This window comes from Dactylosporangium sp. NPDC051087 (assembly GCF_055586325.1).
Genome location: NZ_JBVJIJ010000016.1, coordinates 126,571 through 153,166 on the forward strand (window position 1 = coordinate 126,571; position 26,596 = coordinate 153,166).

At 73.1% G+C, this 26,596-nt stretch carries 28 protein-coding genes and 4 tRNA genes; 17 read left to right on the forward strand and 15 right to left on the reverse strand.

What is annotated here, in order from left to right; translation table 11 throughout:
- The first annotated feature begins 55 nt into the window (after window positions 1–55).
- Genes ACZ6TV_RS29345 through ACZ6TV_RS29360 form a run of 4 tightly spaced genes read left to right on the forward strand, consistent with a single transcriptional unit; the run spans window position 56 to window position 3,971 of the window.
- On the forward strand, window positions 56–1,087 hold the full coding sequence (locus ACZ6TV_RS29345) for a LacI family DNA-binding transcriptional regulator (RefSeq protein WP_465300520.1): 1,032 nt from the start codon (window positions 56–58) through the stop codon (window positions 1,085–1,087).
- Between the two features lie 3 nt (window positions 1,088–1,090).
- Entirely contained in the window at window positions 1,091–1,828 is a 738-nt protein-coding gene (locus tag ACZ6TV_RS29350; protein ID WP_465300521.1) for a (Fe-S)-binding protein, read from the forward strand.
- Window positions 1,825–3,333 carry a LutB/LldF family L-lactate oxidation iron-sulfur protein gene (locus tag ACZ6TV_RS29355; protein WP_465300522.1) on the forward strand — a complete coding sequence of 503 codons (1,509 nt, stop codon included), beginning with the start codon at window positions 1,825–1,827 and terminating at the stop codon, window positions 3,331–3,333. The genes ACZ6TV_RS29350 and ACZ6TV_RS29355 overlap by 4 nt, the downstream gene beginning before the upstream one ends.
- Window positions 3,330–3,971 carry a LutC/YkgG family protein gene (locus ACZ6TV_RS29360; protein ID WP_465300523.1) on the forward strand — a complete coding sequence of 214 codons (642 nt, stop codon included), beginning with the start codon at window positions 3,330–3,332 and terminating at the stop codon, window positions 3,969–3,971. The genes ACZ6TV_RS29355 and ACZ6TV_RS29360 overlap by 4 nt, the downstream gene beginning before the upstream one ends.
- A 55-nt stretch (window positions 3,972–4,026) precedes the next feature.
- Here the strand turns inward: ACZ6TV_RS29360 and ACZ6TV_RS29365 are convergent, their stop codons facing one another.
- From ACZ6TV_RS29365 to ACZ6TV_RS29380, 4 genes are all read right to left on the reverse strand, one after another.
- Window positions 4,027–4,857, reverse strand: a complete 831-nt coding sequence (locus tag ACZ6TV_RS29365; protein WP_465300524.1) for a ComEA family DNA-binding protein — start codon at window positions 4,855–4,857, stop codon at window positions 4,027–4,029.
- A gap of 61 nt (window positions 4,858–4,918) precedes the next feature.
- Window positions 4,919–5,365 (reverse strand): hypothetical protein, encoded by a 447-nt coding sequence (locus tag ACZ6TV_RS29370; RefSeq protein WP_465300525.1) that lies wholly within the window; start codon window positions 5,363–5,365, stop codon window positions 4,919–4,921.
- Between the two features lie 19 nt (window positions 5,366–5,384).
- Window positions 5,385–5,903 (reverse strand): M15 family metallopeptidase, encoded by a 519-nt coding sequence (locus ACZ6TV_RS29375; protein WP_465300526.1) that lies wholly within the window; start codon window positions 5,901–5,903, stop codon window positions 5,385–5,387.
- 25 nt (window positions 5,904–5,928) lie between these two features.
- Window positions 5,929–6,744 carry a cyclase family protein gene (locus tag ACZ6TV_RS29380; RefSeq protein ID WP_465300527.1) on the reverse strand — a complete coding sequence of 272 codons (816 nt, stop codon included), beginning with the start codon at window positions 6,742–6,744 and terminating at the stop codon, window positions 5,929–5,931.
- 257 nt (window positions 6,745–7,001) lie between these two features.
- Here ACZ6TV_RS29380 and ACZ6TV_RS29385 point away from each other — a divergent pair, with 257 nt between their 5' ends.
- The 5 genes from ACZ6TV_RS29385 (at window position 7,002) to ACZ6TV_RS29405 (ending at window position 10,539) form a co-directional block, all read left to right on the forward strand.
- The gene (locus ACZ6TV_RS29385) at window positions 7,002–7,868 is read left to right on the forward strand and encodes a DUF929 family protein (RefSeq protein ID WP_465300528.1); all 867 of its coding nucleotides are present in this window, start codon (window positions 7,002–7,004) and stop codon (window positions 7,866–7,868) included.
- Window positions 7,869–7,870: 2 nt separating this feature from the next.
- The gene (locus ACZ6TV_RS29390; RefSeq protein WP_465300529.1) at window positions 7,871–8,317 is read left to right on the forward strand and encodes a vitamin K epoxide reductase family protein; all 447 of its coding nucleotides are present in this window, start codon (window positions 7,871–7,873) and stop codon (window positions 8,315–8,317) included.
- A gap of 88 nt (window positions 8,318–8,405) precedes the next feature.
- Entirely contained in the window at window positions 8,406–9,125 is a 720-nt protein-coding gene (locus ACZ6TV_RS29395) for a YcnI family protein (protein ID WP_465300530.1), read from the forward strand.
- A gap of 152 nt (window positions 9,126–9,277) precedes the next feature.
- Entirely contained in the window at window positions 9,278–9,787 is a 510-nt protein-coding gene (locus ACZ6TV_RS29400) for a sigma-70 family RNA polymerase sigma factor (protein ID WP_465300531.1), read from the forward strand.
- The gene (locus ACZ6TV_RS29405) at window positions 9,784–10,539 is read left to right on the forward strand and encodes a zf-HC2 domain-containing protein (RefSeq protein WP_465300532.1); all 756 of its coding nucleotides are present in this window, start codon (window positions 9,784–9,786) and stop codon (window positions 10,537–10,539) included. Before ACZ6TV_RS29400 ends, ACZ6TV_RS29405 begins: the two co-directional genes overlap by 4 nt.
- A gap of 19 nt (window positions 10,540–10,558) precedes the next feature.
- Here ACZ6TV_RS29405 and ACZ6TV_RS29410 read toward each other — a convergent pair whose 3' ends face one another.
- On the reverse strand, window positions 10,559–11,167 hold the full coding sequence (locus tag ACZ6TV_RS29410; RefSeq protein ID WP_465300533.1) for a (2Fe-2S)-binding protein: 609 nt from the start codon (window positions 11,165–11,167) through the stop codon (window positions 10,559–10,561).
- Window positions 11,168–11,237: 70 nt separating this feature from the next.
- Between ACZ6TV_RS29410 and ACZ6TV_RS29415 the strand changes: the two genes are divergently transcribed.
- Both ACZ6TV_RS29415 and ACZ6TV_RS29420 read left to right on the forward strand, forming a co-directional pair.
- The gene (locus tag ACZ6TV_RS29415) at window positions 11,238–11,834 is read left to right on the forward strand and encodes a TetR/AcrR family transcriptional regulator (RefSeq protein WP_465300534.1); all 597 of its coding nucleotides are present in this window, start codon (window positions 11,238–11,240) and stop codon (window positions 11,832–11,834) included.
- A gap of 40 nt (window positions 11,835–11,874) precedes the next feature.
- Entirely contained in the window at window positions 11,875–12,288 is a 414-nt protein-coding gene (locus tag ACZ6TV_RS29420) for a GntR family transcriptional regulator (protein WP_465300535.1), read from the forward strand.
- An 8-nt stretch (window positions 12,289–12,296) separates the two neighbouring features.
- Here the strand turns inward: ACZ6TV_RS29420 and ACZ6TV_RS29425 are convergent, their stop codons facing one another.
- The 3 genes from ACZ6TV_RS29425 to ACZ6TV_RS29435 are packed head-to-tail and all read right to left on the reverse strand — an operon-like array spanning window position 12,297 to window position 15,978.
- Window positions 12,297–14,519 carry an Hsp70 family protein gene (locus ACZ6TV_RS29425; RefSeq protein ID WP_465300536.1) on the reverse strand — a complete coding sequence of 741 codons (2,223 nt, stop codon included), beginning with the start codon at window positions 14,517–14,519 and terminating at the stop codon, window positions 12,297–12,299.
- A gap of 53 nt (window positions 14,520–14,572) precedes the next feature.
- Window positions 14,573–15,370, reverse strand: coding sequence for a PP2C family protein-serine/threonine phosphatase (locus tag ACZ6TV_RS29430; protein WP_465300666.1), 798 nt, complete (start codon window positions 15,368–15,370; stop codon window positions 14,573–14,575).
- Entirely contained in the window at window positions 15,370–15,978 is a 609-nt protein-coding gene (locus ACZ6TV_RS29435; protein WP_465300537.1) for a hypothetical protein, read from the reverse strand. Before ACZ6TV_RS29435 ends, ACZ6TV_RS29430 begins: the two co-directional genes overlap by 1 nt.
- A gap of 288 nt (window positions 15,979–16,266) precedes the next feature.
- On the opposite strand from ACZ6TV_RS29435, the gene ACZ6TV_RS29440 reads away from it, so the two are divergent.
- Both ACZ6TV_RS29440 and ACZ6TV_RS29445 read left to right on the forward strand, forming a co-directional pair.
- The gene (locus ACZ6TV_RS29440) at window positions 16,267–17,859 is read left to right on the forward strand and encodes a diguanylate cyclase domain-containing protein (protein WP_465300538.1); all 1,593 of its coding nucleotides are present in this window, start codon (window positions 16,267–16,269) and stop codon (window positions 17,857–17,859) included.
- Between the two features lie 55 nt (window positions 17,860–17,914).
- Window positions 17,915–19,624: a CehA/McbA family metallohydrolase domain-containing protein gene (locus ACZ6TV_RS29445; RefSeq protein ID WP_465300539.1), complete on the forward strand. Its 1,710-nt coding sequence runs from the start codon at window positions 17,915–17,917 to the stop codon at window positions 19,622–19,624.
- A gap of 3 nt (window positions 19,625–19,627) precedes the next feature.
- Here ACZ6TV_RS29445 and ACZ6TV_RS29450 read toward each other — a convergent pair whose 3' ends face one another.
- Window positions 19,628–20,212: an SMI1/KNR4 family protein gene (locus ACZ6TV_RS29450; RefSeq protein ID WP_465300540.1), complete on the reverse strand. Its 585-nt coding sequence runs from the start codon at window positions 20,210–20,212 to the stop codon at window positions 19,628–19,630.
- A 161-nt stretch (window positions 20,213–20,373) separates the two neighbouring features.
- On the reverse strand, window positions 20,374–20,730 hold the full coding sequence (locus ACZ6TV_RS29455; protein WP_465300541.1) for a hypothetical protein: 357 nt from the start codon (window positions 20,728–20,730) through the stop codon (window positions 20,374–20,376).
- Between the two features lie 313 nt (window positions 20,731–21,043).
- On the opposite strand from ACZ6TV_RS29455, the gene ACZ6TV_RS29460 reads away from it, so the two are divergent.
- Both ACZ6TV_RS29460 and ACZ6TV_RS29465 read left to right on the forward strand, forming a co-directional pair.
- The gene (locus tag ACZ6TV_RS29460) at window positions 21,044–22,066 is read left to right on the forward strand and encodes a tyrosine-type recombinase/integrase (RefSeq protein ID WP_465300667.1); all 1,023 of its coding nucleotides are present in this window, start codon (window positions 21,044–21,046) and stop codon (window positions 22,064–22,066) included.
- A gap of 41 nt (window positions 22,067–22,107) precedes the next feature.
- Entirely contained in the window at window positions 22,108–22,266 is a 159-nt protein-coding gene (locus tag ACZ6TV_RS29465; protein WP_465300542.1) for a hypothetical protein, read from the forward strand.
- An 83-nt stretch (window positions 22,267–22,349) separates the two neighbouring features.
- On the opposite strand, the gene ACZ6TV_RS29470 is transcribed toward ACZ6TV_RS29465, so the two are convergent.
- The 4 genes from ACZ6TV_RS29470 to ACZ6TV_RS29485 form a co-directional block, all read right to left on the reverse strand.
- Window positions 22,350–22,421 (reverse strand) — tRNA-Val (locus ACZ6TV_RS29470).
- A 34-nt stretch (window positions 22,422–22,455) separates the two neighbouring features.
- Window positions 22,456–22,526, reverse strand: a tRNA-Cys gene (locus ACZ6TV_RS29475).
- Window positions 22,527–22,543: 17 nt separating this feature from the next.
- Window positions 22,544–22,616, reverse strand: a tRNA-Gly gene (locus ACZ6TV_RS29480).
- Window positions 22,617–22,716: 100 nt separating this feature from the next.
- Complete coding sequence (locus tag ACZ6TV_RS29485; RefSeq protein WP_465300668.1) at window positions 22,717–23,766, reverse strand: CapA family protein; 1,050 nt, start codon at window positions 23,764–23,766, stop codon at window positions 22,717–22,719.
- A gap of 82 nt (window positions 23,767–23,848) precedes the next feature.
- Between ACZ6TV_RS29485 and ACZ6TV_RS29490 the strand changes: the two genes are divergently transcribed.
- Window positions 23,849–23,921: transfer RNA gene (locus ACZ6TV_RS29490), tRNA-Gly, on the forward strand.
- Between the two features lie 49 nt (window positions 23,922–23,970).
- Here the strand turns inward: ACZ6TV_RS29490 and ACZ6TV_RS29495 are convergent.
- On the reverse strand, window positions 23,971–24,486 hold the full coding sequence (locus ACZ6TV_RS29495; protein ID WP_465300543.1) for a hypothetical protein: 516 nt from the start codon (window positions 24,484–24,486) through the stop codon (window positions 23,971–23,973).
- 304 nt (window positions 24,487–24,790) lie between these two features.
- Here ACZ6TV_RS29495 and ACZ6TV_RS29500 point away from each other — a divergent pair, with 304 nt between their 5' ends.
- Window positions 24,791–26,290 carry a DUF1996 domain-containing protein gene (locus ACZ6TV_RS29500; RefSeq protein WP_465300544.1) on the forward strand — a complete coding sequence of 500 codons (1,500 nt, stop codon included), beginning with the start codon at window positions 24,791–24,793 and terminating at the stop codon, window positions 26,288–26,290.
- The last annotated feature ends 306 nt before the right edge of the window (window positions 26,291–26,596 follow it).

A 26,596-nucleotide genomic window follows, 5' to 3' on the forward strand; every position in this document is an offset into this window, starting at 1 on the left:
ACGTGTGGCACAGCGCTCCAAGCGTTGACACGTTTCAGGGAATCTCGGGAGATCGATGTCCAACACGACCGGCATCAAGGAGGTGGCCCGCCGCGCGGGCGTCTCCATCGGCACCGTCAGCAACGTGCTCAACCGCCCCGAGCTGGTCGCCAGCACGACCCGGCAGCGGGTCCTCGACGCGATCACCGAGCTGGGCTACGTGCGCAACGACTCGGCCCGGCAGCTGCGCGCCGGGCACAGCCGGCAGATCGCCCTGGTCGTGCTCGACGTGACCAACCCGTTCTTCACCGACGTGGTCCGCGGCGCGGAGGCCGCCGCCGAGGAGCACGGCGTCATGGTCGTGGTCTGCAACAGCGGCGAGGACGCCGGCCGGGAGCACCGCCACCTCGACCTCCTCGAGGAGCAGCGGGTCCGCGGCGTGCTCATCACGCCCGTCGACGAGGGGCCCAACTCGCGCCTGGAGCAGCTCATCCAGCGCGGCACCCCGGTCGTCCTCGTCGACCGCGGCTCGGGGCGGCACAGCCGCTGCTCGGTCGCCGTCGACGACGTCCTCGGCGGCCGGCTCGCCGGCGAGCACCTCGTCGAGCAGGGCCACCAGCGGATCACGTTCGTCGGCGGGCCGGCCAGCATCACCCAGGTCCGCGAGCGGCACGCCGGCATCGCCGCGGCCGTGGCCGGCAAGGCGGAGCTGTCGGTCGTGCCGACCGCCAACCTGACGGTGGCCGCCGGGCGGGCCGCCGCGGCCGAGATCGACGCCGTCATCGGCGCGACGGCCGTCTTCTGCGCCAACGACCTCGTCGCGCTCGGCGTGCTGCAGGGCCTCACCCAGCGGGGCATCCGCGTCCCGCAGGACGTGGCGATCGTCGGCTACGACGACATCGAGTTCGCCGCGGCGGCCGCGGTGCCGCTATCCTCCGTCCGTCAGCCTCGGGAACAGCTCGGTCGCACCGCCACGGCCATGCTGCTCGAGGAGATCGAGGACGACGGCCGCCATGAGCACCGCCACGTGGTGTTCCAGCCGGAGCTGATCGTCCGCGAGTCGAGCGGCCGGCCCCGCACCCGCCGGCCACCGAAGAAAAGGCGGTGATCGATGCGTGTTGCCCTGTTCGTGACGTGCCTCGCCGACGCGATGTTCCCGCAGGTCGGCCGGGCCACGGTCGAGCTGCTGGAGCGGCTCGGCCACGAGGTCGTCTTCCCCGAGGCGCAGACCTGCTGCGGCCAGATGCACATCAACACGGGTTATCAGCGCGAGGCCCTCGAGCTCGTCGAGCACCAGGTCGACACGTTCGCCGGTTATGAGGCGATCGTGGCGCCGTCCGGGTCGTGCGTCGGGTCGATCCGCCACCAGCACGCGGGCGTCGCGCGCCGGGCCGGGCGGGTCGCGCTGTCGCACCGCGCCGAGGAGCTCGGCGAGCGCACCTATGAGCTGTCGGAGTTCCTCGTCGACGTCCTCGGCGTCACCGACGTCGGCGCGCACTATCCGCACCGCGTCACCTACCACCCGACCTGCCACTCGCTGCGCATGCTGCGGGTCGGCGACCGCCCGCTGCGGCTGCTGCGCGCGGTGCGCGGCATCGACCTGGTCGAGCTGCCCGGCGCCGACCAGTGCTGCGGTTTCGGCGGCACGTTCGCGCTGAAGAACGCCGACACGTCCGCGGCGATGCTCAGCGACAAGCTCCGCAACGTCCTGTCCACCGGCGCCACGGTCGTCTCGGCCGGCGACTCGTCGTGCCTGATGCACATGGGTGGCGGCCTGTCGCGGCTGTCGTCCGAGGCCGGCGCCGGCACCCGTCCCGTGCACCTCGCGGAAATCCTGGCGGCGACATGAGCTCCGTGTTCCTGGGCATGCCGGTGCACGCACCACGCGGGGTCGGCGCGCTGCGCGGCGACGTGCCCTTCCCGGCGGCGGCCAAGGTCGCGCTCGGCGACCAGCAGCTGCGCCGCAACCTGGGCCACGCCACCAGCACCATCCGCGGCAAGCGGGCCGCCGTGGTCGCCGAGGTCCCCGACTGGGAGGAGCTGCGCCTGGCGGGCGAGGCGATCAAGGCCGCCACCATGGCCCGCCTGCCCGACCTGCTGGTGCTGCTGGAGGAGCGGGTGACCGCGCGCGGCGGGACCGTGCACTGGGCCCGCGACGCCACCGAGGCCAACGCGATCGTCCTCGACCTGGTCCGCGCCACGGGCGCGACGGAGGTCGTCAAGGTCAAGTCGATGGCGACGCAGGAGATCGGGCTCAACGAGGCCCTCGCCGAGGGCGGCGTCACCGCGTGGGAGACGGACCTGGCGGAGCTGATCGTGCAGCTCGGCGACGACAAGCCGTCACACATCCTGGTGCCCGCCATCCACCGCAACCGCACCGAGATCCGCGACATCTTCCGCCGCACCATGCCGCACGCGCAGGACCTGTCCGACGAGCCCCGCGAGCTCGCCATGGCCGCCCGCGCGTATCTGCGGGAGAAGTTCCTGACGGCGCGGGTCGCGGTGTCCGGGGCCAACTTCGCGGTCGCGGAGACCGGCACCCTCGCGGTCGTCGAGTCCGAGGGCAACGGCCGGATGTGCCTGACCCTGCCGCAGACGCTGATCACCGTCATGGGTATCGAGAAGGTCGTCCCCACCTGGACGGATCTCGAGGTGTTCCTGCAGCTGCTGCCGCGGTCCTCGACCGGTGAGCGGATGAACCCGTACACGTCGCTGTGGACCGGCGTCACCCCCGGCGACGGCCCGCAGGACTTCCATCTCGTCCTGGTCGACAACGGCCGGACCGCGGTCCTGTCCGACCCCGCGGGCCGCTCGGCGCTGCACTGCATCCGGTGCAGCGCGTGCCTCAACGTGTGTCCCGTGTACGAGCGGACCGGCGGCCACGCGTATGGCTCCGTGTACCCGGGCCCGATCGGCGCCGTGCTCAGCCCGCAGCTGACGGGGGTCGCCGACAACGCCTCCCTGCCCTACGCGTCCAGCCTCTGCGGCGCCTGCTTCGACGCGTGCCCGGTCCGGATCGACATCCCGGCGATGCTGGTGCACCTGCGCAGCCGGCACGTGCAGGAGCGCGCCGGCCGGCCGGTGCCGTCGCCCGAGGCCGTGGCGATGGCCGCCGTGTCGTGGGTGATGAGGCGACCCGGCAGGTTCCGGCGCGCGGAGAAGCTGCTGCGGATCGGGCGGCTGCTCGGCCGCCGCGACGACCGGATCACGGCGCTGCCGCCGCCGATGTCGGCGTGGACGGCGACCCGCGACCTGCCCAGGCCACCCGCGCAGACGTTCCGCGACTGGTGGCGCTCCCGTCCGGCCGCGCCCGCCCGGCCCGCCGGTCCCGGCGTCGAGGAGGACGGCCGATGAGCGAGGCCCGCGCCGCGGTCCTGGCCCGGATCCGGGCCGCCCTCGGACCCGACCCGGTCGTGCCGGAGGTGCCGCGCGACTACCGGCGGGCCGGGGCCACGGCGGCCGGCACCGACGAGCTGCTCGACCTGCTCGTCGACCGGCTGGTGGACTACCAGGCGACGGTGATCAGGACGACCGCCGCGGACCTGGCCGGTGACCTGCGCGCCGCACTGGACGCCACCCTGCCGCCCGGCGGCCGGCTCATCGTGCCGCCGGCCCTGCCCGGCGGCTGGCTCGGCGGGACCGGTGACGGCGGCGGGTTCACCGTCGACGACGGGACGCTCGGCGCGGCGGAGCTCGACGGGTTCGCGGGCGTGGTCACGGCGTGCGCGGCGGCGTGCGCGCAGACCGGCACGATCGCCCTCGACGGCGGCCCCGACCAGGGCCGGCGGGCGATCACCCTGGTCCCGGACCGGCACTACTGCGTGGTCCGCGCCGACCAGGTCGTCCCGGCCGTCCCGGACCTGCTGGCCCGGCTCGACCCGGCCCGGCCCCTGACGCTGATCAGCGGCCCGTCCGCGACCAGCGACATCGAGCTCAACCGGGTCGAGGGCGTCCACGGTCCCCGCACCCTGGTCGTGCTGATCGTGCGCTAAGGCGTGGTTGGTGGGTGGGGTCGGAGCAGCCCGGCATCCACTGACCAAACACGCCTTAGTAGGGCCGCGGCGGCGTCAGCGTCAGCCGGTGCTGGATCCGCTCGAACTGGTAGGGCGTCAGCTGCGCGGTCGCGGCGAAGTCGGCCAGGCTGGTGAAGCCGCCGCGGCGGTGCCGCTCGGTCAGGACGTAGGAGGTCCGGGCGGCGTCGAAGCCCTCCAGGGTGCCGAGCTGCCCGGCGTCGGCGAGGTTGACGTCGATCGCGGCGGGGGTGTTCGGCGACCAGGGGGTCGCGGCGGGCCACGGCGTCGTCGACGTCGACGGGAACTGCGGCCCGCCCTGCCGCTGATGCTGCTGGTGGTACTGCTGCGGCGGCTGGACCGGGAACCCGGCCGACGCGGTGCTCGGCGACCCCGCGTAGGGCACCGCCGAGTACGGCACGGCCGGGCCGACCGGCGAGCCGAACGCGGCCGGCGACCCGTACCCGGCGGGGCCGGGCCCGGCGCCGCCGAGGACCGCGGGTGAGCCGTACGGCGCCGGGCCGGCCTGTGTCGCCGTCCAGCGCTGCTCCAGCCAGCGCAGCCAGAAGATGTTGAGCACGAACGCGTGCAGGATGCTGCCGAACCAGATCAGCCCCCACGCCGTGGCGACCGGGCCGCTCACCTCCTCGGCGGTGCCGCCCAGCACCCGGTCCGAGGCGATGAACAGGCCGGTCTCGACCACCAGGTAGGCGATGCCGGTGCCCCACCAGCCGGGCTTCCTGGCGCGCAGGCCGATCAGGACGAACCCGACGCCGCTGAGGCAGCCCACCCCGAGGATCGGGATGAGGAGCCACCAGCTGTTCAGCAGTTTCCAGCCGAACCCCGGGCGGGCGGGTGCGGGATGCATCAGTCCCTCCAGACGGCGACGCATCGACGCGGGTCGCCCCGCGAAACCCTAACAGCGGCGCTCACCCGGCGGCGGCCCATGTCGTCGCCGCGAGCGCCGTGGTGAAGGCGGTGGCCACGAGGACCAGCATCGTCCACGCCCGCAGCTTCAGGGCGCGGCGCAACGCGGGCCGCTCCTCGGGCAGCGCGAACACCCGGGCCGGCCAGTGCCGCCAGGACACGTCGGCGAACACGGCCGCGGCCGCGCAGTACAGCAGCAGCACCAGCACGAAGCGCGCGTCGCCGGTCACGGCCAGGATGCCGGCGCCCGTCGCCAGCAGGACCGCGACGATCGGGACGACCTTCCAGCGGTTGCCCTGGGCGAGCAGCGTCAGGAACTCCTCCAGGCGGTCGTCGTCGAACCCGAAGCGGGCCACCTTCGGCTGGACCACGACCAGGCTGTACCCCATCGACCCGCACCACATGGCGGCGAGACCGAGATGCACGGTGAGCAGCAGGAACAGCACCATGCCGGAAGGGTAGCCGCAGTCAGGCGGTGAACTTCCAGTGCCACGGCTCGCGCGGGGTGTTCTCGGTGAAGCCGTAACGGGAGCCGTTGGCCCGCATCCAGGCCTGCGCCTTCGCGTCGAGGTCGAGGTCGACGGCGAGGCCCCAGCCGTGGTCGCTGGTGCCGGGCTTCGCGGCCAGGCCGCCCTGCGAGTAGAGGCCCTTGCGGCGGACCAGGTCGACCTGCTCGTCGTAGCTGCGGTACGAGTCGGTGATGCCGATCGTCACGCCGTCGCGCTGCGCCGCCTTCAGCAGGCTGGTGAGGGCGGTCGCGGCGGGCGCGGCGAGGCGGTGCCCGGTCGAGCCGACCTCGGCGAGCGCGGTGACGGGGATCTTCCCGTTCTCGTAGCGGCCCTGCAGCGAGCCGGCCGACTCCAGGGCGGAGGCGAACGACGCGCCGGAGGACGCCTCCGGGGCGGCCGTCTGGGCGGTGAACGCCGAGAGCTGGTAGCGGATCTCTGCCATCCGGGTGGCGATGCCGGTGATGCCTTCCACACGCACCGCATCGGCACCCGGAGGCGAGACTTTAGTTCGGCAGCACCCCGTAGATGAGCGCCGTGGAGCCCGAGCCCTTCGCGTTGATGAAGCCGCCGCACAGGATCGAGCCGCCGGTCGCCGGGAACTTCGCCAGGTTCGCGAGGATCTCCAGGCTGATCCGGTGCCGCCGGTACACCAGCAGCGAGGCCAGGAAGTCGGGGTCGGAGCCCAGGTCGGGGCCGAACGTGTCGATGCCGGTGCCGCCGTTGCGCCCGATCCGGCCGGTGTCGATGAACCACTGGACCGTCTGCGGGGCGAAGCCCGGCTGGTGCAGGACCCCGTCGGCGTCGAGGTTGGGGAAGGCGTCGGTCCCCCACTTGTACTCCCAGCCGGTCCACATGATGATCATCGACTCGTCGGGGATGCGGCCGTGCCGGCGCTCCCACTGCTTGACGTCGTCGATGCTCAGCGCGTAGTCGGCGTTGCGGGCGCACTTGTCCCGCACGTCGATCTTGACCGCGGGCAGGAACAGGTCGTTCGGGTCGAGGTCGTCGGCGAGCGGCTCGCCGGCGTTGAAGTGCCCGGGCGCGCCCCAGTGGGTGCCGGTCGCCTCGCCCTCCCGGACGAACTGCAGGTAGTAGCCGTCGTTCTCGATGGTGGCGATGGTCTCCAGCTCGAACGCCGGGTCGCCCGGGTACAGGTTGGTCGTCGCCGGGTCGTTGACGTGGGACAGGCTGATCAGCCGGGTCTTTCCTGGCTTCAACGCCGCTCCCCCGCTCTGCGCCGCCGACGCGCTCGTGGCCAGGCCCGCGGTGCCGGCCACCGCACCGCCCGCGGCCGCGGCCAGCAGGTGTCGTCGCTGCATGTCGGTCCCCCTCGCATCCGTGCTCTGGGTCTGCGGCCAGGTGCCGCATGTCACCTTGCACCCGTACACCTGCCGGCGCAAGATCTGCCGTCCTACCCGGCGTGGCGGGACCTTCGACCCAGGGCGACACCCGCCGCACTGCCTAAAGTCAGCCGGGAAGGGAACCGTGTGCGGGTTCCGGACGACTAACCAGGCAGACGAGTGGGGGGTTGCGCGTGTCGAAGCGCCAGCGGGACTCGCGCGAGTACGCGCGACAGATGCGGTTGATCCAGGAGCGGGCGACCGCGCGGCAGGGCCGGATGCGCCGGGCGACAGCCGCGATCACCGCCGTCCTGGTCGTGTTCGCGGTCATGATCGTCGCGAAGCTCGCCGGTGCGGGCTCGGGCACGCAGGCGCCGCCCGCCGCGTTCCCGACGGGTGAGGCCGCCGCGGCGATCGTGGCGAAGGTGACCTCGGTGCCGCCGGCGACCCTCGACCAGATCGGCACCGGCTCGGCCGAGGTCCTGCCGAAGGCCGTCACCGGGCAGCAGGTGCTCACCGAGGGCGGGAAGCCCCTGGTGCTGTACGTCGGCGCCGAGTACTGCCCGTTCTGCGCCGCGCAGCGCTGGCCGGTGGTGGTCGCGCTGTCCCGCTTCGGGACGTTCACCGACCTCGCGATCTCGGCGTCCGCGTCCGACGACGTGTACCCGAACACCCCGACCGTGTCGTTCCACGGCAGTTCGTACACCAGCGACCTGCTCACCTTCCAGGGCGTCGAGACGAGCAGCCGGACCCGCAAGGGCAACTCGTACACGCCGCTGGACCAGCTCACGCCCCAGCAGGCGCAGCTCGTGCAGCAGTTCAACGCCCCGCCGTACGTGGACGCGAAGTCCGCCGGGTCGATCCCGTTCGTCGACTTCGCGAACCAGGCGATCACCTCCGGCGCGTCGTTCAGCCCGGAGCTGCTCGCCGGGATGACCGCGGACCAGGTCGCCACGGCCCTGTCCGACCCGTCCAGCGAGATCGCCAAGGCGATCGGCGGCAACGCCAACGCGATCACCGCCGTCCTGTGCAAGATCACCGGCGGCAAGCCGGCGAACGTCTGCACCACCCAGGCCGTGACCGTCTTCCAGGGAAAGGTGTGAGCATGACTCTGGTGCAGCGGTGGGTGCCGCCCACCTCGCTGGTGCTGTCCGTGCTCGGCCTGGCCGTGTCGGTGTACCTGACGTATGAGCACTTCACGTCCTCGACGACCCTGGCCTGCCCCGACACGGGCGCGCTGAACTGCCTGAAGGTCACCACCAGCGAGCAGTCCACCGTGTTCGGGGTGCCCGTCGCCGTCCTCGGCCTGCTGTACTTCGTGGCGATGCTGGCCATGTCGGCGCTGTGGCGGATGCCGCGCCGGGACGTGCGGCTGGTCCGCCTGGCCACCACCGGGGTCGGGGTGCTGTTCGTCATGTGGCTCGTCTACGCGGAGCTCTTCACCCTCGACGCGATCTGCCTGTGGTGCACGGCGGTGCACGTCCTGGCGGTCGGGCTGTTCGCGGTCACGGCCCTGGGCACGGCGTACGCGGACCCGGCGGATCTTTCCTGATTTTTCCGCACGGCCGCCGGAACTTTCCGGTCTCCCCGGACGACTACCCGTCGACCTTGTTCCTGCCTCCGAGAGGACAGCCCGCATCATGCGCCTGACCCACGTGGTCCGCGCGGGTGTCGCCGTCGCCGCGGCCGCCGCCGCGGCACTCGCCTTCCCCGCCGCCGCATCCGCCCACGTCACCGTCAACCCGAGCACCGCCACGCAGGGCGGCTACACGAAGGTGACGTTCCGGGTGCCCAACGAGCGCGACGACGCGTCCACCACCAAGGTGGAGATCGCGCTGCCGACCGACAAACCGATCGCGTCGGTGTCGCTCAAGCCGGTCCAGGGCTGGACGGCGGTCGCCGAGAACAGCAAGCTCGCCACCCCGATCAAGACCGACGACGGCGAGATCACCGACGCCGTCTCGAAGATCACCTGGACCGCCGGCGCCGGCGCGGAGATCAAGCCGCACCAGTTCCAGGAGTTCGACGTCTCCCTCGGCCCGCTGCCGGTCACCGACCAGATCGTGTTCAAGGCGCTGCAGACGTACTCCACCGGCGAGGTCGTCCGCTGGATCGACGAGCCCGCCGCGGGTGCCGAGGCCGAGCACCCCGCCCCGGTCCTGAAGCTCACCAAGAAGACCGACACCGCCACCCCGGCCGCCGGCGCCTCCGCACCGGCGGCCACCGCGACCGGGGCGAAGGACGACGGCGGTGACGGCACGGCCATCGGCCTCGGCGTCGCCGGCCTGGTCCTCGGCCTGGCCGGCCTGGTCGTCGCCGTCCTCGCGTTCCGCCGCGCCGGTCCTCGCCCCACCGCCTGATCCGGCGCCGTCCGGGCCGCCCTCCCGGGTGGCCCGGGCGGCGCGCCGCGTCCCCGGTCGCCGCGAAGATTCTCCGTCCCCCGGGTGGTTGAACCCGCAACTGTCTGGTGGGGTACACCTCAGGAGGACCCGCGCCGACGAGGGAGACCCGGTTGACCAGGGACGAGGAGCTGATGACCGCGCTGTACACCGAGCATTACGGTGTGCTGCTCGGCTTCGTGTCACGGTACGAACGTGACCGCCACCGTGCCGAGGACCTCGTCCAGGAGACCCTGCTGCGCGCCTGGAAGCACATCGGGCGCATCGACGTCAGCCGGGACACCACCAGGGCGTACCTGCTGACGATCGCGCGCAACGTGGTCAGCAACGCGTGGCGGGCGGACCAGCGCCGCCCCCGGCTCGTCGACGACCCCGACGCGATCGCCGCTGTCGCCGACGCCGGCAACGTCGACGACCTCGTGGAGGGCTGGCTGGTCAGGGCCGCCCTGGACCGGCTGTCCGTCGAGCACCGGCAGGTCGTGGAGTCCGTCTACTACGACGGCCGCACCGTCGCCGACACCGCCCGCCGCCTGTCGGTGCCCGAGGGCACCGTGAAGTCGCGCGCCTACTATGCGGTCCGGGCGCTGCGCGCGGTGTTCGAGGAGATGGGGGTGCTGCGATGACCACCCCGGACCGCGGCGCGGACGACGGCACGCACGAGGCGGTGCACCGGCTGATCGGCGGGTACGTCCTCGGCGGGCTCGACGGGGACGACCAGGCACGCGTCGACGCGCACCTGAGCGGCTGCCCCGCCTGCAGGGCCGAGGTCGAGCGGTTCGCCCCGGTGGCCGAGCTGCTGCAGCGGCTGCCGGCCGACCCACCGCCCGCGCCTCTGGAGCCGCCGTCGCAGCGCGGTCTCGACGCGTTGCTGCGCCGGGCCCGCCGGCCTTCCCCCCGCGACCAGCGGCGCCGGGCCGGCCTGCTCGTGGGCGCGGCGGCGGTGGTCGTCCTGGTCGCCGCCGGGTCGTTCCTCTGGCCGCGGTCCGCTCCGGCACCGCGGGAAGGCGCCCCGCAACGCCAGCTACCGGCCGTGCAGCAGCAGCCGTCGCCCTCCGGCGGCGGTTCCGCTCCGGCCGGCACCGTGGTCCAGTTCACCGCCGCCGCGGGCAGCGCCCTGTCGGGCCGGGCGACGCTGACCCCGCGCCAGTGGGGCGTGTCGGTGGCGCTCGAGGTCACCGGCCTGCCCGGCGACGGACCGTTCGTGCTCCGCGTCGTCGGGCGCGGCGGGCAGGAGGAGCAGGCGGCGTGCTGGGGCCGGACCACGTCGGCGTCGGCCCGGGTGACGGGCGCCAGCTCCATCCAACTCCCGAACGTCGACAAGGTCACCGTCTCCGACCACGACGGCCACCTCCTGGGCACGGCCGCCCAGCGCTGACCCGCCGCGACCGCCGGGGTCAGGGCGTCCTGAGGATGCAGTCGCCGCAGGTGCCGCCGCCCGGGATGCGGTAGTACAGGCAGCAGTTGCGGCGGCGCAGTGTCCGGCCGGTCAGGTCGGCGGTGCCGGCGAGCGGCGCGACGTCGAGCAGCCCGGCGACCGTCGCCCAGGCCGCCGGGTCGCCGAGCTGGCCGGCCGCGCCGGCGAGGGCCGAGCTGACGTTGCCCCACAGCACCTTCGGCGACAGCCGGAACTCGGCCCGGAACACCGCCAGGAGCGGTTCGACCAGGCCCAGCAGGATGTCGTCGCGGAACGATCCCTCGCCCCGTGGCGCGTCGCAGGCCATCGGCCAGGGGCCGCCGGGGACGGGCTTCCAGTACAGCTGCGAGGGCCGCGGGAAGCGTGGTGCGGCCAGCGGCGGGGCCACCAGCCGGGACGCGACGCCGAGGAACGTCACCGATGCCACGACCCGCACCGGCACCACCGCCGGGTCAAGGCCGAACATCGTCACGAGCGTCTCCCGCGCGACCGCGACCCGCTCCGCGGCGACGGCCGGGTCGAGCAGCTCGGTGAACGGCCGCCACCCGTCGCCGGGCGTGAAGTCCTCCCAGACGAAGTACGGGTTCACCCGCGCAGCCTAGTGCACCGGGCGGCGTCGTCGACCGCGTCGGCGGCCGGACCCGCGATAGCATGGGCTGATGTCCGTGACCGCAGACACCGGTGAGCGTTCGCGGATCATCGATGCCGCCTACCGTTGCCTGGTCGACGCCGGCGGCGGCGGTCTGTCCGTCACGGGGGTCCTCACCGCCGCGGGCCTGTCCACGCGGGCGTTCTACCGGCACTTCGGCTCCAAGGACGCGCTGCTGCTGGCGATGTTCCGGCGCGACAGCGACCGGGTGCACGCCGAGCTGTCCGCGGCCGCGGCCGCCGCCGCGACCCCGCCCGAGGCGTTGCGGGCCTGGATCTCCGGGATGTTGTCGCTGACCGCCGACAGCCGGGGCAGGCGGCGGGTCCTGGCGATGTCGTGCGGCGAGCTGATGGGCACCGCCGGCTATGTCGCGGAGCGGGCCCGGATGACGGCCGCGCACCACACGGCGGTCGCGGCGATCCTGCAGCGGGGCCGCGCCGACGGTTCGCTGCCGTGGGCCGATCCCGACGCGGACGCGCGGACGATCACCGCGGCGCTGTATACGGCGTTCCAGGAGCGCATGGCCGCCGATCCCGCACCGGAGGGCGCGGAGGCGGCGGCCCGTCAGGTCACCGACTTCGCGCTGCGGGCACTCGGCGCCGCCTGACGTCTTTTGCCACCTGTGGCCTATTGGCTACAGTCAGCCCATGCCGCCACGGTACGAGCGGGTCGCCGACGCCCTCAGGGACCAGATCATGGCCGGGACGCTGCGCCCTGGAGCCTTGATCCCGAGCGCCGCGACGATCGCCCACGAGCACGACGTCGGCCGCGACACGGCACTCAAGGGCATCGCCGTGCTCAGGCGGGAAGGCCTGCTGTTCCTCGCCCCCGACAAGTCGATCCGGGTCGGGCCGGCGGCGGCCAGGGCGACCCGCGGCCCGCTGAGCGTCCCCGACGAGGTCCTCGAGGTCCCCGCCGACGCCGTCGTCCGGGCCAGGATGCCGACCCGCAAGGAGCGGGAACGCTTCAACCTGTCCGAGGGTGTCCCGGTCCTCGTCGTGCGCACCCCGACCGGCGAGGAGCTGCACCCCGCCGACCGGATCGGCATCCGCCTGCGGTGACCGCCCGGTCAGTCCGCCCAGGCGGCGACGCTGTCGAGGCGGGTGACGATCGTGTGCCAGGTCCAGCGGACCGGGCCGGGGTCGAGGGCGTCGAGGCCGCGGCGGGCGGACCTGCCGGCGAGGGTCCGGTCGGCGTGCCGCAGCAGTCCGTCGACGGCGTCGAGCAGGCCGCCCGGGGCGAGGTGCGCGCCGACGTCGGTGAGCTCGTAGGCGTCGGCGAGCTCCGCGACCAGGTCCCGGGCGGCGATCAGCAGGTCCGGTTTCCACTGCCGCGGCTCGAACCCGAGGTTGTACAGCACCAGGTCCAGGTCGACCTGCTCCTCATCGCCGGAGTGGTCGCCGGAGTGGTCGCCGGGGTGCTCGCCGCCGAGGTTGCTGACCAGCGTGACGAACCGGTCCCGGGCCCACGGCCACCCGTCGAGGGCGGCGAGCTCGTGGCCGTCGTCGTCGCCGAGGTACTCGCACAGCCCCTCCACGCTGCGGAACAGCAGCGGGCCGCCGCCGCGGCTGAGGAAGACGGTCTCGTCGGGCTCGACGAACCTGGCCCGGATCGTCCACCCGCTGCCGGACGGCAGGCCGATGAGCACGGGCTGGAACGGCGCGTCCCGCCACACCCCGCCCGGCACCAGCGTGCCCGGCAGCGGCATCCAGTCCCACAGGTGGCCGCCGTCCGCTCCGGCCTGCTCCGGCGCCGTCACCGGCGCGGCGTGGAGCAGGACGGGCCGCGCCGCCACCGCCAGCCCAGCCACGGCCTGCGCCCCCGGCGCCGCGACAACGTCCCGCGATCCGACCGCGCCCGCGACAGGATGCGCGCCGCCCTCGGCAACGGACGGCGCACCGGGCACAGCGGCAGGCGGCGCACCGGGCACAGCGGCGGACGACGCACCCGACACGGCGGCGGACGGCGCGGACACGGCGACAGACGGCGCGCCGGACACAGCGGCGGACGGCGCACCCGACACGGCAGCGGACGGCGCACCGGACACGGCGACAGACGGCCCACCGGGGACGGCGGCGGACGGCGCACCGGAGTCCGCGGCGGCGGAATGCGGACCGGGGTCCGGGCCGTCGGCGGGAACCGGGCCGGCGCTGGGACCGGCGCCGGCGGCGACGTCCGGACCCGCGCCGGGGACCGCGGGCCGCGGACCAGGACCAGGGCCGGGGCCGGGGCCGGGGGCAGCGACGGAACCCGGACCGGAGCCGGTCTGGGTGGCGGTCAGGATCGCGAGGGCGCCCTCGGCGGCCGCGAGCTTCGGGTGGGCGACGGCGACCGGCACGATCCCCGCGACCCGGTGCAGCAGCGTCGCGACGAGCGGCATCAGCGAGGCGCCGCCCGCGAGGTGCACCCCGGCGACCTCCTCCCCGGCGGCCCCGGCGGCGCGGATCGTCCGCAGCGCCAGCTCGGCCGTGGGACGCAGCACGGGCGTCGCGATCCGCTCCAGGTCCGCGGGGGTCAGGCTCACGTCGCCGCGGCCCGCGACGCGGACGACGGCGGGCGTCCCGGCGGACAGGATCTCCTTGGCGCGCCTGGCCTGGTCGAGGACCCGCCGCCGGTCGGCGGCCGTGAGGTGCCCGCCGCCGGGGGTCGCCGCGATGAGGTGCCCGGCGATCGCGGCGTCGACGGCGTGCCCGCCGGCCCCGGCCAGGCCCGCGGCGGCGACGATCCGCGGCCCGCCCGTCCCGGCCCGGACGACGGCGACCTCGCAGGTGGCGGCGCCGAGCTCGTACACGACGGGACACCGCTGCGAAGCGTCCTGGACGTGACCGGTCAGCGCCGCCGCGACCGCGACCGGTGACGGCACGAGCCGGGCGGCCGGCAGGCCCGCCATCGACGCCGCGGTCAGCAGGGCGCCGCGCTGGTGGGTGCCCCAGGACGCGGGGTGGGTGAGGGCGACCTCGTGCAGCGGCGTGCCGCCCGTGTGCCGCAGCGCCTCCGCGTGTACCGCCCACAGCACCGCGGCGAGCAGGTGCACGACGGGGATGCCGGTGCCGCCGAGGACGACGGTCTCCTCGGCGGCGCGCAGCTTCGGGTGGGGCTCGAACCGGTCGGGGTCGGTCGTCCCGCCGCGGACCGCGTCGCCGCCGACGGCGAGGACCCCCGCGGCGACGTCGAGGTGCACCGCCGACGGCAGCAGCGGCGAGCCGTCGAACAGCAACGGCACGGTCCGCCCGCCGCCGTCGCCGAGGACGGCGACGGTGCAGTCCGTGCCGAGGTCGATCGCGAGATGCATCGCACGATGGTGTCAGCCGGGCCGCGCCGGCGACACCCTGGATCCGCAGGAGGTCAGTGGCCGGTGTGGATGCCGAGCGGGTCGGTGAGCACGCCGCCGGGGTCGTCGTCCTCGTCCTCTGGGGCGGCGTGCGCACCGCGGGTGAACGACCCGGTGTCCTCGCCCGCGGTGGTGAGGTGGTCGACGACGACGGCGGTGACGTTGTCCCGGCCGCCGGCGAGGACGGCCCGGTGCACGAGGAGCTCCGCGGCGGCCTGCGCGACCGGCTCGGCCCGCAGGACGGCGGCGATCTCGTCGTCGGTGAGCTCCAGCGACAGCCCGTCGGAGCAGACGACGAAGCGCTCCCCCGGCACCGGCGGCAGCACCCACAGGTCGGCGTCCGGGGAGGGCCTGGTGCCGAGCGCCCTGGTGATCACGCCGCGCCGCCGGGTGACGCTCTCCGGGGCGGTGTGGTCGATGGTGAGCTGGGTGAGGACGTCGCCGGCGAAGCGGTACACCCGGGAGTCGCCGACGTTGAAGACGGCCCACCGCTCCACGTCGCCGTCGAGGACGAGGCTGATGCCGGTGAGGGTGGTGCCCATGCCGGTGCGGACCGGATGCTCGACCGCGGACGCGAGGATGTCGGCGTTGGCGCGGGCGACCGCGTCGTGGACGTCCTGCGGGGTCCGCTCGGCGCGGTCGGCGAGCCGGCGCAGCGCCTCGACGGCGAGCGCGCTGGCGATGTCGCCGGCGGCGTGGCCGCCCATGCCGTCGGCGACGGCGAACACACCGTCGGCGACGAGCGCGCTGTCCTCGTTGCGCCGGCGGACCCGGCCGACGTCGCTGGCGGCTCCCGCCCGCACCGCCGCCATCACGCGCTCACCGCGGCCTCGGCGCCGAAGCGCTCGACCAGGGCGGCGATGACGTCCTCGCGGGCGACCGGGACGGGCGCCGAGCCTTCGGCGGCGAGCAGCCACGTGCCGTCGGCGGCGCGGGCGACGGAGAACCCGGGCCTGATCACGACGGCGGCCTCGCCGTCGCCGGCGGTGCACCGGTCGACGAACCGGGCGAGGGGCGACGCGAGCGGCTCGGCCGGGTCGAGGGCCTCGATGCCGAAGAGCCCGAACGGCCCGGGGTAGACGGCGAGCCGCGCCGCGGTGCCGCTGAACAGGTGCATTTGGAGGGTGCGGTCGCCGGCGGAGCCGGCCGCCTCGGTCGTGGTGTGCAGCGTCGACAGGGCGGCGACGGCGCCGAGGACGAGCGGGCCGGGCACGACGCTGCCGCCGTCGTCGGTGCACAGGCCGCGGGCGAGCAGCGACGCGACCCCGGCGGCGGTGACGATGTCGGTGGCCGCCTCCGGCTGCAGGGCGAGCCCGCGCCGGACGTCGTCCATGGCGGCGGCGCGCTCGCCGCCGGGCCCGGCGGCGGAGCGGAGCAGGAACTCGAGCTCCGCGAACGTGCACAAGGTGGTGTCGGCCATGCTCCTCCTTCTGGTGCTCGTGTCCCGTGCACTTGCATGATCGCCCGGCCCGGACGCGAAAGTCATGCGCTTCGCGAGACGTCAGCACCTTTGGATGCGTCGGCTCGGTCTGCCAGGGGCACCGGCTGGCGGCTCGATCCCGGCAAGGGTGCGGGTGGCGCCGGCCGGCACCGGAACGCACCGGAAGAACGGCCCGATGAGACTACCACCGCCGGCCCCTCCCGCTCGTAGACTGCCGGACCCCCCGAAAGCCCGCAGGTTCGTACCCGGCCGGTCGATCTTGCGGGTGTGACGCCGGAACCTGGTCGTGACGCCCGTCGGCGGCGCTGGGCCGGGTTCGCGCTGGTCGCCGCCGTCTTCGTGGCGGGCCTCGCGGTCGCCGCCGGCGGCGCCGTGACGGTGTCCCGGGTCGAGCAGCGGCACGCCGCCCGGCTGATGGACCGCTACACCGACGACATCGGCGTGGCGGTCACCGACCAGGTCGAGAACTACCGGGACCTGGCCACGGACCTCGCCGCGTCCCTCGGCGCCCAGTCCGACCTGACCGCCGACGACTTCGCCGCGATCACCTCCGGGCTGACCCGCGACCGCCTGCCGGGGCTCAGCGGTCTCGGTTTCGCGGTCGCGGCGGCGGACGCCGAGGTGCCTGCGGTCCAGGCGTACTGGCGGGGGCAGGGCGCGACGGGGCTCACCCTGCTGCCCGTCGGCTCCGGCACCGAGCACGTCCTCGTGGTGCTCAACCGCAGCCTCGACGGGCAGTCGGTCGCCGGCCGGGACCTCAGCCAGGCGCCGGCCCTCAACGAGGTCCTCGGCACCGCCCGCCGGACCGGCGGTTTCGCGCTCAGCGAGCCGTACGTGCTGCTCAAGGACCAGAACCTGCCGGTGGAGCGCCGGCAGACGTCGTTCTCGCTCGCGGTGCCGGTCTTCGCGCAGCACGGCACCCCCGACGCCGGCGGGTTCCGCGGCTGGCTCGTCCTCGGGGTCCGCGGCGGGGACTTCCTGGCGGAGACCCTGCGGACCCATGCGCGGGGTGCCGTCGGTGTACAGCTGAGCGAGGGCAAGGTGATCGCGGTCCTTCCGGCGCCCGGCAGCGGCGACGGTTCGCTGCGCCGGGACCGGGTCCTGCCGGTCGGACAGCGGTCCTGGCGGCTGCTGGTGACACCGGCGTACGAGCTGCTGACCCCCACCGACCGGCGGATGCCGGAGCTGACCTTCGCGGCCGGTGCGGTGATCACGCTGCTGCTCGCCGGGCTCGTCGGCATCCTCGCCGGCGCCCGCAACCGCGCGATGTCCCAGGTCGACGCGGCCACGGCGGCGCTGCGGCTGGACATCGAGCGCCGCCGGGAGACCGAGGCCCGCCTCCGGGAACGCGAGGGCGAGCTGCGGCACCTCGCGTTCCACGACCCGCTGACCGGCCTGGCGAACCGGGTCCTGTTCTACGAGCGGGTCGGCCACGCGCTGCGGACCCACGCCCGCTCCGGCCGCCCCCTCGCGGTGCTGTTCATCGACCTCGACGGCTTCAAGGAGGTCAACGACACCCTCGGCCACACCGCCGGCGACGCCGTCCTGCGGGAGGTCGGCCGCCGCCTGACGGCGTGCCTGCGGACCGGCGACACGGTCGCCCGCTTCGGCGGCGACGAGTTCGCGGTCGTCGCCGAGGACCTCGCCACCCGCACCGACGTGCAGGTCGCCGCCGACCGGATCGTCGCCGAGGTCGAACGCCCCATCGACGCCGGCGGCACCCTCGTCACGGTCACCGCGAGCGTCGGGGTCGCCCTCAACGACCCCGGCGCCGAGGTCGACGACATCGTGCGGGCCGCCGACGCCGCCATGTACCGGGCGAAGACCACCGGCAAGGGCCGGGCCGTGCTGGCGCAGTGAGCGGATTTTCCGGTTCACCTGCGGGTGGGCCCGGTGGAGGGGCACCGTCGGAGGGGTGGATCACGCAACCGTGGTGAGTCGGCGCGGCGTCCTGCTGGCGGCCGCCGCCCTCGGGTTGTCCGTCCCGTCCAGGGCATCCGCATCCGCGTCTGCCGCCCCGCCGCCGCTGTCGCCGGTGAGCATGGCGACGCACATCCACGGCCCGTTCAGCGAGGGACTCGCCAGCTACTCCGCGCACGTGGAGCAGGCCCGCAAGCACAAGGTCGACGTCATCTGGTGGACCGACCACGACTTCCGCATCGCCGCGGCCGGGCACCGGCAGGCCGTGCACTTCGACGGCGCCTCCGAGCCCGAACACGGCATGGCGTGGACGTGGAAGGAACACGTCACCGGCAAGCCGGGCGCCCACACGGCCGCCTTCGTCTCCTCGCCCCGCTCCCCCGGCGACGGCCCCACCGGCAAGGCGCTGCGGCTGGCCGCCTCCGGCGACGGCTCGCTGCGCCTCGAAGGCGTCGCCTGGAACGCGATGGCGAACGCCTGCGTCGCCGACACCACGCTCACCCTGGACGTCCTGCCCGAGCAGCTCACCGGCGGCGCCCTGACCCTGGACGTCCAGCTGTCCGACCACCCGGGCAAGGGGATCCTGCACCTGCGGTACGACATCGGCGGCGCCGGCAAGGCCACCCACGCGGCGGACGGATCGGTCGGCACGGTGCGGCTGCCCGCGAAACCCGGCGCGTGGCAGACGCTGACCTTCAAGCTGTGCGACGACATCGCCGTGCTGTGGCCGGACATCGTCGCCGCCGACAACGCCCTCACCGGCCTCGCCCTGGAGGTCCGCAAGGCCCGCTTCGTCGTCGACCGTCTCGTCTTCACCCGCGCCCGGCGGAGCGGCCAGGCCGGCGAACAACTGCGCGCCGAGGTCCTCGCCGCGGTCGCGAAACGCCACCCGGACGTGACCCAGTTCCGCGCCCTCGAGATCTCGATGGTCCGCCACCTCAACTGGTTCGGCGGCGACCTGACCCTGCCGTCCTTCCCCAGCCCCCCGCTGCGCGACAACGACCCCGAGCTCCTGGCCTCCATGGTCACCTGGCTGCACGCCCACGGCGGCCTGGTCTGCTGGAACCACCCCCTCGACGTGACGAAGCGCGACGAGCTCGCGAAACTCCTCGTCACCCGCCACGCCCTGGGCGTCGACCTCGTCGAGATCGGCCGCGACCCGTTCAAGGACCTGCTGTGGGTGTACGACGTGGCCGCCCGCAACGGCGTGTTCTTCACCGCCCTGGGTTCCAGCGACGACCACGACGCCACCGACTGGACGTTGAACGAGGAGCACTTCGTCAGCCACGTCTGGTCCCCGTCGAAGGACCGCGCGGACCTCCTGCGCGCCCTGTCCGCCGGCGCCGCCTGGTTCACCGACCTCGTCTCGTACCGCGGCGCCATGGACCTCCGCGTCGCCGGCATCTCCTACATGGGCGCGGTCCTGGTCGGCAAGACCCCGGTGAAGGTCGACGTCACAGCGACCAGGCTCCCGAAGGGCGCCCACCTGGAAACCGTCGTCGGAAAGCTCGGCCCCGGCCTCACCCCGTCCACGACGGTCAAGGCGGACCTGTCGTCGGTCACGCTGCAGCCGGGCTCGTACGTCCGCACCCAGGTCCGCCTGAAGAACGACACCATCGCCGGCGTCTCGAACCCGCTCTGGCTCCTGCCCGCACCACCTTCGACCCCGATCCCCCCGGCCCGCCGCCGCGCCCTCCCCTACTGAGCGTCAGGCCTCGCGCCACCCCACCCCGAAGAGCGGGTCCGGCTCCGGCAGCCACTGGTCGTACATGCATGGCACCGCGTCGTCCATGGCGTCGGCGACGGACTCGAGCAGGTGCGCGGTGCCGTCCCACACCGGTTCGTCGTGGTTCTCCTCGCCGGAGCAGTAACCGACGCCGCCTCTCCTCGGGCCGTCCCGCAGGTCCACGTAGAGATAGCCGCCGCAATGGTCCTGGGCGATCGTGAGGAACAGGTCGAGATAGGCCAGCGACGACTCCCCGGCGGGGCCGTCAGCGGCCGTGCTCTCGCCCATCTCGCGCCAACCGTCCCGGCGCATCCGGCTGTCGCGCAGGGCGCCGGCGGCCGAACACGGCGTACACCCCGGAGGCAGACACAGCAGCATGCCGCTGATGCCGTCGGCCAGCAGCCACCACCGTCTGAGATCGTCGGGAAGCAGCACGCCCAAGGCCCGCTCCACGTCCTCGATCACCTGCGCGCCCGCCGGCGGCGCGATGTCATCGACGTGCCCAGGCGCGTTGACCGACAGCCACCGCACGATGCGCGCCCAGGACTGCTCCACGCCCGCCACCACGGCTACATTCTGCGACACACTCCAGCACCGGGTGACCGAACGCCGCACCCGCGAGCTGGCGACTCGCCGGTCGCCGGTCACGCTGCGGCCAGGTCCGCCTGAGGAACGACACGTCGCCGGCGTCTCGAACCCGCTCTGGCTCCCGCCCAGCCCGCCGCCGTTCAGGTCACGCTCGGTGTGGCCCCGGCGGCACCGAGCCGCTCGGCCAGCAGTTGCATCTCCGCGTACGTGCCGGTCAAGCCCTCGCCGGTGAGCCGCTCCAACGCTTCCTTGGCCTCGGCCACCCCAGCACCGCCGTCCCGCAGCACCTTCATCAACCGAACCCGCACCGGACGCGACACGACGTCGTCGACCCGCAGCCGCGCAGGTCCACACTGGTCGATGAGCGCCGCCCGCAGCGCTTCAGGCGTATCACCCCGCCCGCACTCGTCCGTCTCAACCCCGCAGTCGTCACACCGGCGATGGACCGACCACTCGATCCCACCGTGAAACACGAACTGCGAGAGATACAACCGCATCGAGCCGCCGCAGTCGTCGCACCGCCTCGTGAGCCGCGCCTCACCCACGGCTGATCCGACCACCCCACGCCGTCATACCGGTTGATGCTACGGAAAGCCGCCGACGCCTAACGGACCGACCGCGGACCGTCGTGGACTCCACGCCCGACCACGGGATCAGGACCGCCCGGCCGTTGGCATACGCGCATCAACAAAGCGGCACCCACCATTGAAGAAGCCCGACCATCAACTTCCGGACGCCAATGCCCCCGATGACGAGACGGGCACGAAACAAAGACCGCCAACCACACCCGACCAACCCACGACGAGAAAGCTGAAGGAGGTGCTCCGCGACCACGAAGACGGCCTCGCCGTCGCGCCGCAGAACTACACCGTTGCCGACGCGGTCCGGGACTGGCTGACCTACGGCCTCAACGGGCGGTCAGAGGCGACCGCGTCGAAGTGCACGGGGATGCGCAACACCCACATCATCCCCGACCTGGGCGCCCGGAAGCTGCGCGTGTTGAGCGCGAGCGACATCGACAAGTGGCTAGCCACCAAGGCCAAGACGCTCAGCACGGCGACCCTGCAGAACCTGCACAACTACCTCAACCGGGCAATCACCAGGGCCATGGCCCGGGACAAGGTGAAGCCCAACGTCGTGGCGCTGTGCGGCGTGCCGACCGGGCAACCGGGCCGCCCGTCGAGGTCGCTCACGCTCGCGCAGGCAAGCGCGCTGCTCGACGCGGCCAAGGGTGCGCCGGCAGAGGCGTACATCGTGACGTCCCTGCTGACCGGCGCGCGAACCGAGGAACTGCGGGCGCTGACTTGGGCGCACGTCGACCTCGTCGGCCTGGACGACGTCGACCCGCCAATCCCGCCATCCATCCAGGTGTGGCGGTCGGTCCGGGCTGGCGGGGACACCAAGACCAAGAAGTCCCGGCGCACTCTCGCCATCCCTGCCCGGTGCGTCGTGGCGCTCACCGCGCACCAGGCGAAGCAGCGCAAGGACCGGCCGGACTGGCGGGAGACCGACCTGGTGTTCTCGACGTCGAGCGGCGCGGCGCTCGACGCGGCCAACGTGCGGCGCGCCTTCCGGGCAGTCGCCAGGAAGGCCGGGCTGACGGATCACAACTGGACGCCGCGCGAGCTACGGCACAGCTTCGTGTCGCTGCTGTCCAGCGGGGGAATGCGGATCGAGGAGATCGCCGATCTCATGGGTCATGCCGGCACGCGGGTCACCGAGGCGGTCTACCGCCACGAGCTCCGCCCGGTCCTCTTGAACGGGGCGGTCGCCATGGACAAGATTTTCGGTCCAGCCGACAATGAGGTACCGAACGCCGGAAAGCTGACCTGAGGGCAGAGGAATCGGTGAAAGGTCGAGTCGTTGCCGAGCGCATGATCCTGCTGAACAGGGTGGACCGCTGGTTCGTGCTCGATCAGCCGGTCTTCGTTGCGGCTGGCCAAAGCTACTGGATCGATCATGAAGCCAGCGTGCTGTGTATCGACCGGGGAGATGGCCGGGTTGAGCAAGTGCCCGGGTTCATGTGCCGCTGAGGCCAGATGCTCAGGCACTCAGTTGGGCACTCAGGCAAAAGCAGAGGGCCGGTCGACTGTGTCGACCGGCCCTCTGACCTGCGTGGGCGATACTGGGTTTGAACCAGTGACCTCTTCCGTGTCAAGGAAGCGCGCTCCCACTGCGCCAATCGCCCTAGCTGTGGTGCCTCACCGGGGTGGGGCCTTTCGAGGTGGGAACGGGATTTGAACCCGTGTACACGGCTTTGCAGGCCGTTGCCTCGCCTCTCGGCCACCCCACCGTGGTCACCTATTCCCGAGCGGACGACGAGATTCGAACTCGCGACCCTCACCTTGGCAAGGTGATGCGCTACCAGCTGCGCTACGTCCGCACCGCCTGGCCAATCCCGCACCCGGCGACGGATGCAAACTCTAGCCGACCTCCATCCGTCATGCCAAACCGGTATCCGGATCCGGCGCGTCGGGGTGTGGTCATCCTGGTTGGGCGGCCAGGCCCGCGCAGGTCCGGAGGCTGTCGTACCGCTGGCTGAGCTTGGTCGCGGCGGTGCCGGTGAGCAGGGTGGGCCGGCCGGTGTCGGAGACGACGGCCGGGAGGAACTCCCGTTTGGTGACGGTGCGGTCCCTGACCGTGAGCCGCAGGACGCCGGTCTCGGTGCTCTTGGAGGTGCCGTACCAGAGGAAGTTGCCCATCCCGTAGGCGACGAAGGTGGGGCCGAGCCAGCCGGAACCCTGCAGCGTGTGGGCGTGCGCGCCGATGATGAGGTCGGCTCCGGCGGCGGAGAGTCTGCCGGCGAAGGCCTTCTGGGCGTTGTTGGCGCAACTATTACCTTCGTCACCCCAGTGGTTGAAGACGATGACGAGGTCGGCCTGGGAGCGGGCGGCGGTGACCGCGGCGGTGGCGCGGGCGGTGTCGAAGGCCATCGCGATGCCGGGTTTGGCGGGGCCGGGGGCCCAGCTGGAGGCGAGCTCGCCGACCTGGTTGAAGCCGAGCACCGCGATCTTCACGCCGCGGACGGTGGTCAGCCAGGGGCGGTACGCCGCGTCGGCGTCGGCGCCGGCCCCGAACGCCGGGAAGGACGCCGCGTGGAGGGCGTCGAGGGTGTCGAGCAGCCCGACCCGGCCGTAGTCGAGGGTGTGGTTGTTGGCGATGCTGACCGCGTCGATCCCGGCCGCCTTCAGGGCGTCGATCGCGACGGGTGTGGTGCGGAAGTGGTACGTCTTCGGTTCCTCGGTGCCCCTGGACGTGATCGCGGTCTCCAGGTTGACGATCGTGAGGTCCGCCGCGGACAGCTGCCCGGCGATGGGGCCGAACGCGGTCGCCGGGTCCTTCAGCAGCTTCGCGGTGCGGTCCATGAAGTGCACGTCGCCGGCGAAGACGAGCGTCAGGTCGACCGGCGCGGGGGACGGCGGCGGCGGGGGCGAGGCGCTCGAAGACGCCGAGGGGGCCGGCGCGGACGGCGCCGCCGTGGCCGTGCAGGCGGCGGCACCTGCGAGGACGAGCAGCGGCACCGCGAACGTCATGCGTCTCACGAAGTCACGCTATCGGGTGACCGCCCCCCTCGGTGAACACCACACGACGATGCGCTAGAGTCTCAACAGCAACGCGGACGTAGCGCAGCTGGTAGCGCATCACCTTGCCAAGGTGAGGGTCGCGAGTTCGAATCTCGTCGTCCGCTCAGAGTTACAAACGCCAATGGGACCCGCCGCAGCGGGTCCCATTTCGCGTCACAGGAGGCGTTTGAGCAGCGCCCACGCGCCGAGGGTCAGCAGCGACACCGCCGCGACGAGGAAGATCAGCGACTGGGCGAGCTGCAACCGCCAGAACTGCCCGTCGGGGTGGAACGACGCACTGATGGTCGCGATCTGCTGCCGGTTGAGGCACGTCTCGATGGTGCCGTCGGTGCTCTTGCAGGACGACGGGTCGAAGTCGACGGCGACGCCCGCGGCGTTGTAGTAGGCGGAGCCGACCCGCCAGGCGTCGTCCGGGACCAGGCTGCGGCCGCTCTGCGAGCCGATCGCGTTGCCCTCGGCGACCGTGCCGCGGCGCTCGACCGGGTCGGCGTAGTTGGGCCGGGCCGCGGCGGCGACACCGATGAGCAGCACCAGGTAGCAGGCGATGGTGAGGGCCATGGCGGCGACCGTGTCGCGCCACAGCAGGCCGGCCGTGGCGCCGACGGCGATCGCGAGCAGGATGTAGGCCACCACCACGACGCCCTGCGTCTCGAACCCGGGCGTGGTCATGCGGCCGTGGGCGACGAAACTCAGCGGGCGCGGGCTGCAGCAGCCCGAGCCGGAGCGCGTGCCTGGTCTGGTGGACCAGCTGCAGGTATGTCGCCACACCCGAACGCCGGTCGATGCGGAACTCGATCACTCCAGACTGCTTTCACCAATTGGTTCGTGAAAGAGGTCTGCGCAGCGGCGACGAGCGATGTCAAGACGACCTGCCGCTCGAAGCGGTCTGGGTCTTTGGGCTCAGGCGCGGCGCCGGGATCGCCGTTAGCTTCGCAGGCGGCGGTTCCAGCAACGCTATCCACAGGAGACGTGCATGAGATCCCTTCGAGGCGCGCCGCGGTCGCGGCGGTTCATTCTTGCCGGCGTCGCGGTCGCCCTGGCCGGCTTCCTCGGCTGGTTCGCGACCGGGCCGCTGCACCTGGCCAGCGCCGACGACCGGCCGTTGTCGCAGGGGAAGCCGGCGACGGCGTCGTCGCTGGAGGGCCAGGGCTACCAGGCGCGGGCCGCGGTCGACGGCGACCCGAAGACCCGCTGGTCGAGCGCGTTCAGCGACCCGCAGTGGATCCAGGTCGACCTCGGCGCGTCCGTCGCGGTCGGCAAGGTCGTCCTCAACTGGGAGCGGGCCTACGCCACCGCGTTCGAGCTGCAGGTGTCCGTCGACGGGTCGGCCTGGCGCACGCTGTACACGACGACGAGCGGCACCGGCGGGGTGCAGACGCTGCCCGTGAGCGGCTTCGGCCGCTACGTGCGGATGTTCGGGACCAAACGGTCCAGCGGATACGGCTTCTCGTTGTGGGAGTTCCAGGTGTACGGGTCGGGCTCGGCACCCGGGACGGGGACCGCGCCGGCGAGCGGGACACCGGCGCCGCCGGCGAGCCCGAGCAGCCCGGCGGGCACGAGCGGGGCGGCCGGCTGGATCAAGGCGCCGAACCCGGTGACGAACGTCAAGGCGTCGCACGAGGTGCCGCCGAACAAGGGCGGGTTCCACGAGTTCCAGGCGAACTGCTCGGTCAGCCGGACCAACCTCGCCGACGACCCGATCGTCTTCCCCGGCCTGCCCGGGGCGTCGCACCTGCACACGTTCATGGGCAACACCACCACGAACGCGAACACGACCATCGAGTCGCTGTCGAAGGGGCAGACGACCTGCAAGGCGAAGGGCGACCTGTCCGCGTACTGGATGCCGACGCTGCTCAACGGCGACACCGCGGTCAACCCGGAGGGCCTGCAGGTCATCTACTACAAGGCCGGCGTGACCGACTACCGCAGCGTCCGCGCGTTCCCGAAGGGGCTGCGCTTCGTCGTCGGCAACGCGAAGAACACCGACGCCGACAAGTTCCTCGCCGCGACCGAGGAAGGCTTCGAGTGCGGCAACAGCTACAAGAACAAGAACATCCCGGCGACCTGCTCGGCGGCGCGGGACGTGAAGCTCAACATCCGTTACCAGGCGCCGAGCTGCTGGGACGGGCTGCACCTGGACTCCCCCGACCACCAGAGCCACATCGTGTACCCGGTGGACACGCACACCGCGTCGGGCTGGGTCTGCCCGGACAGCCACCCGGTCGCCGTGCCGAAGCTGGAGTTCAAGATGGCGTGGCCGGTGAACGGTGACATGTCGAAGGTGCGCTTCACCAGCGGCGCCGGCCCGACGTTCCACTACGACTTCATGAACGCGTGGGACGAGCGGACCCTCGCCGCGATGGTCGACGGGTGCATCGTCGCGGCCCGGCAGTGCGACCCGCGCGGGCACGACGGCCGCGACGACCAGCAGCCCGCGCCGTACGTGCTGAACGAGAACTACCTGCTGCCCTGACCCCCACAGGGCGACCAGCGCCGCCGTCCGCCGCCGTCCGTTGGAGGGCGGTGGACGGCGGCGCTGCCGGTTCCGGGAGCCGGGGCCGTGACATAGGGTCCGTCCGGGAGTCGCGGGACCGGACGAGGAGCACCAGGTGACCGAAGGGACCGGCCGCCGGCACCGGCAGTGGCTGGGCGTGTCGGTCGTGGCCGCCGGGATGGCGGCGGCGACGGTGCTGGTGCCGCCGCTGATCGCACCGGGGGGGGGGGGGGGGGGGGGGGGGGGGGGGGGAAGGCAGCCAACAATCGAGTGTGGGAATCCTAG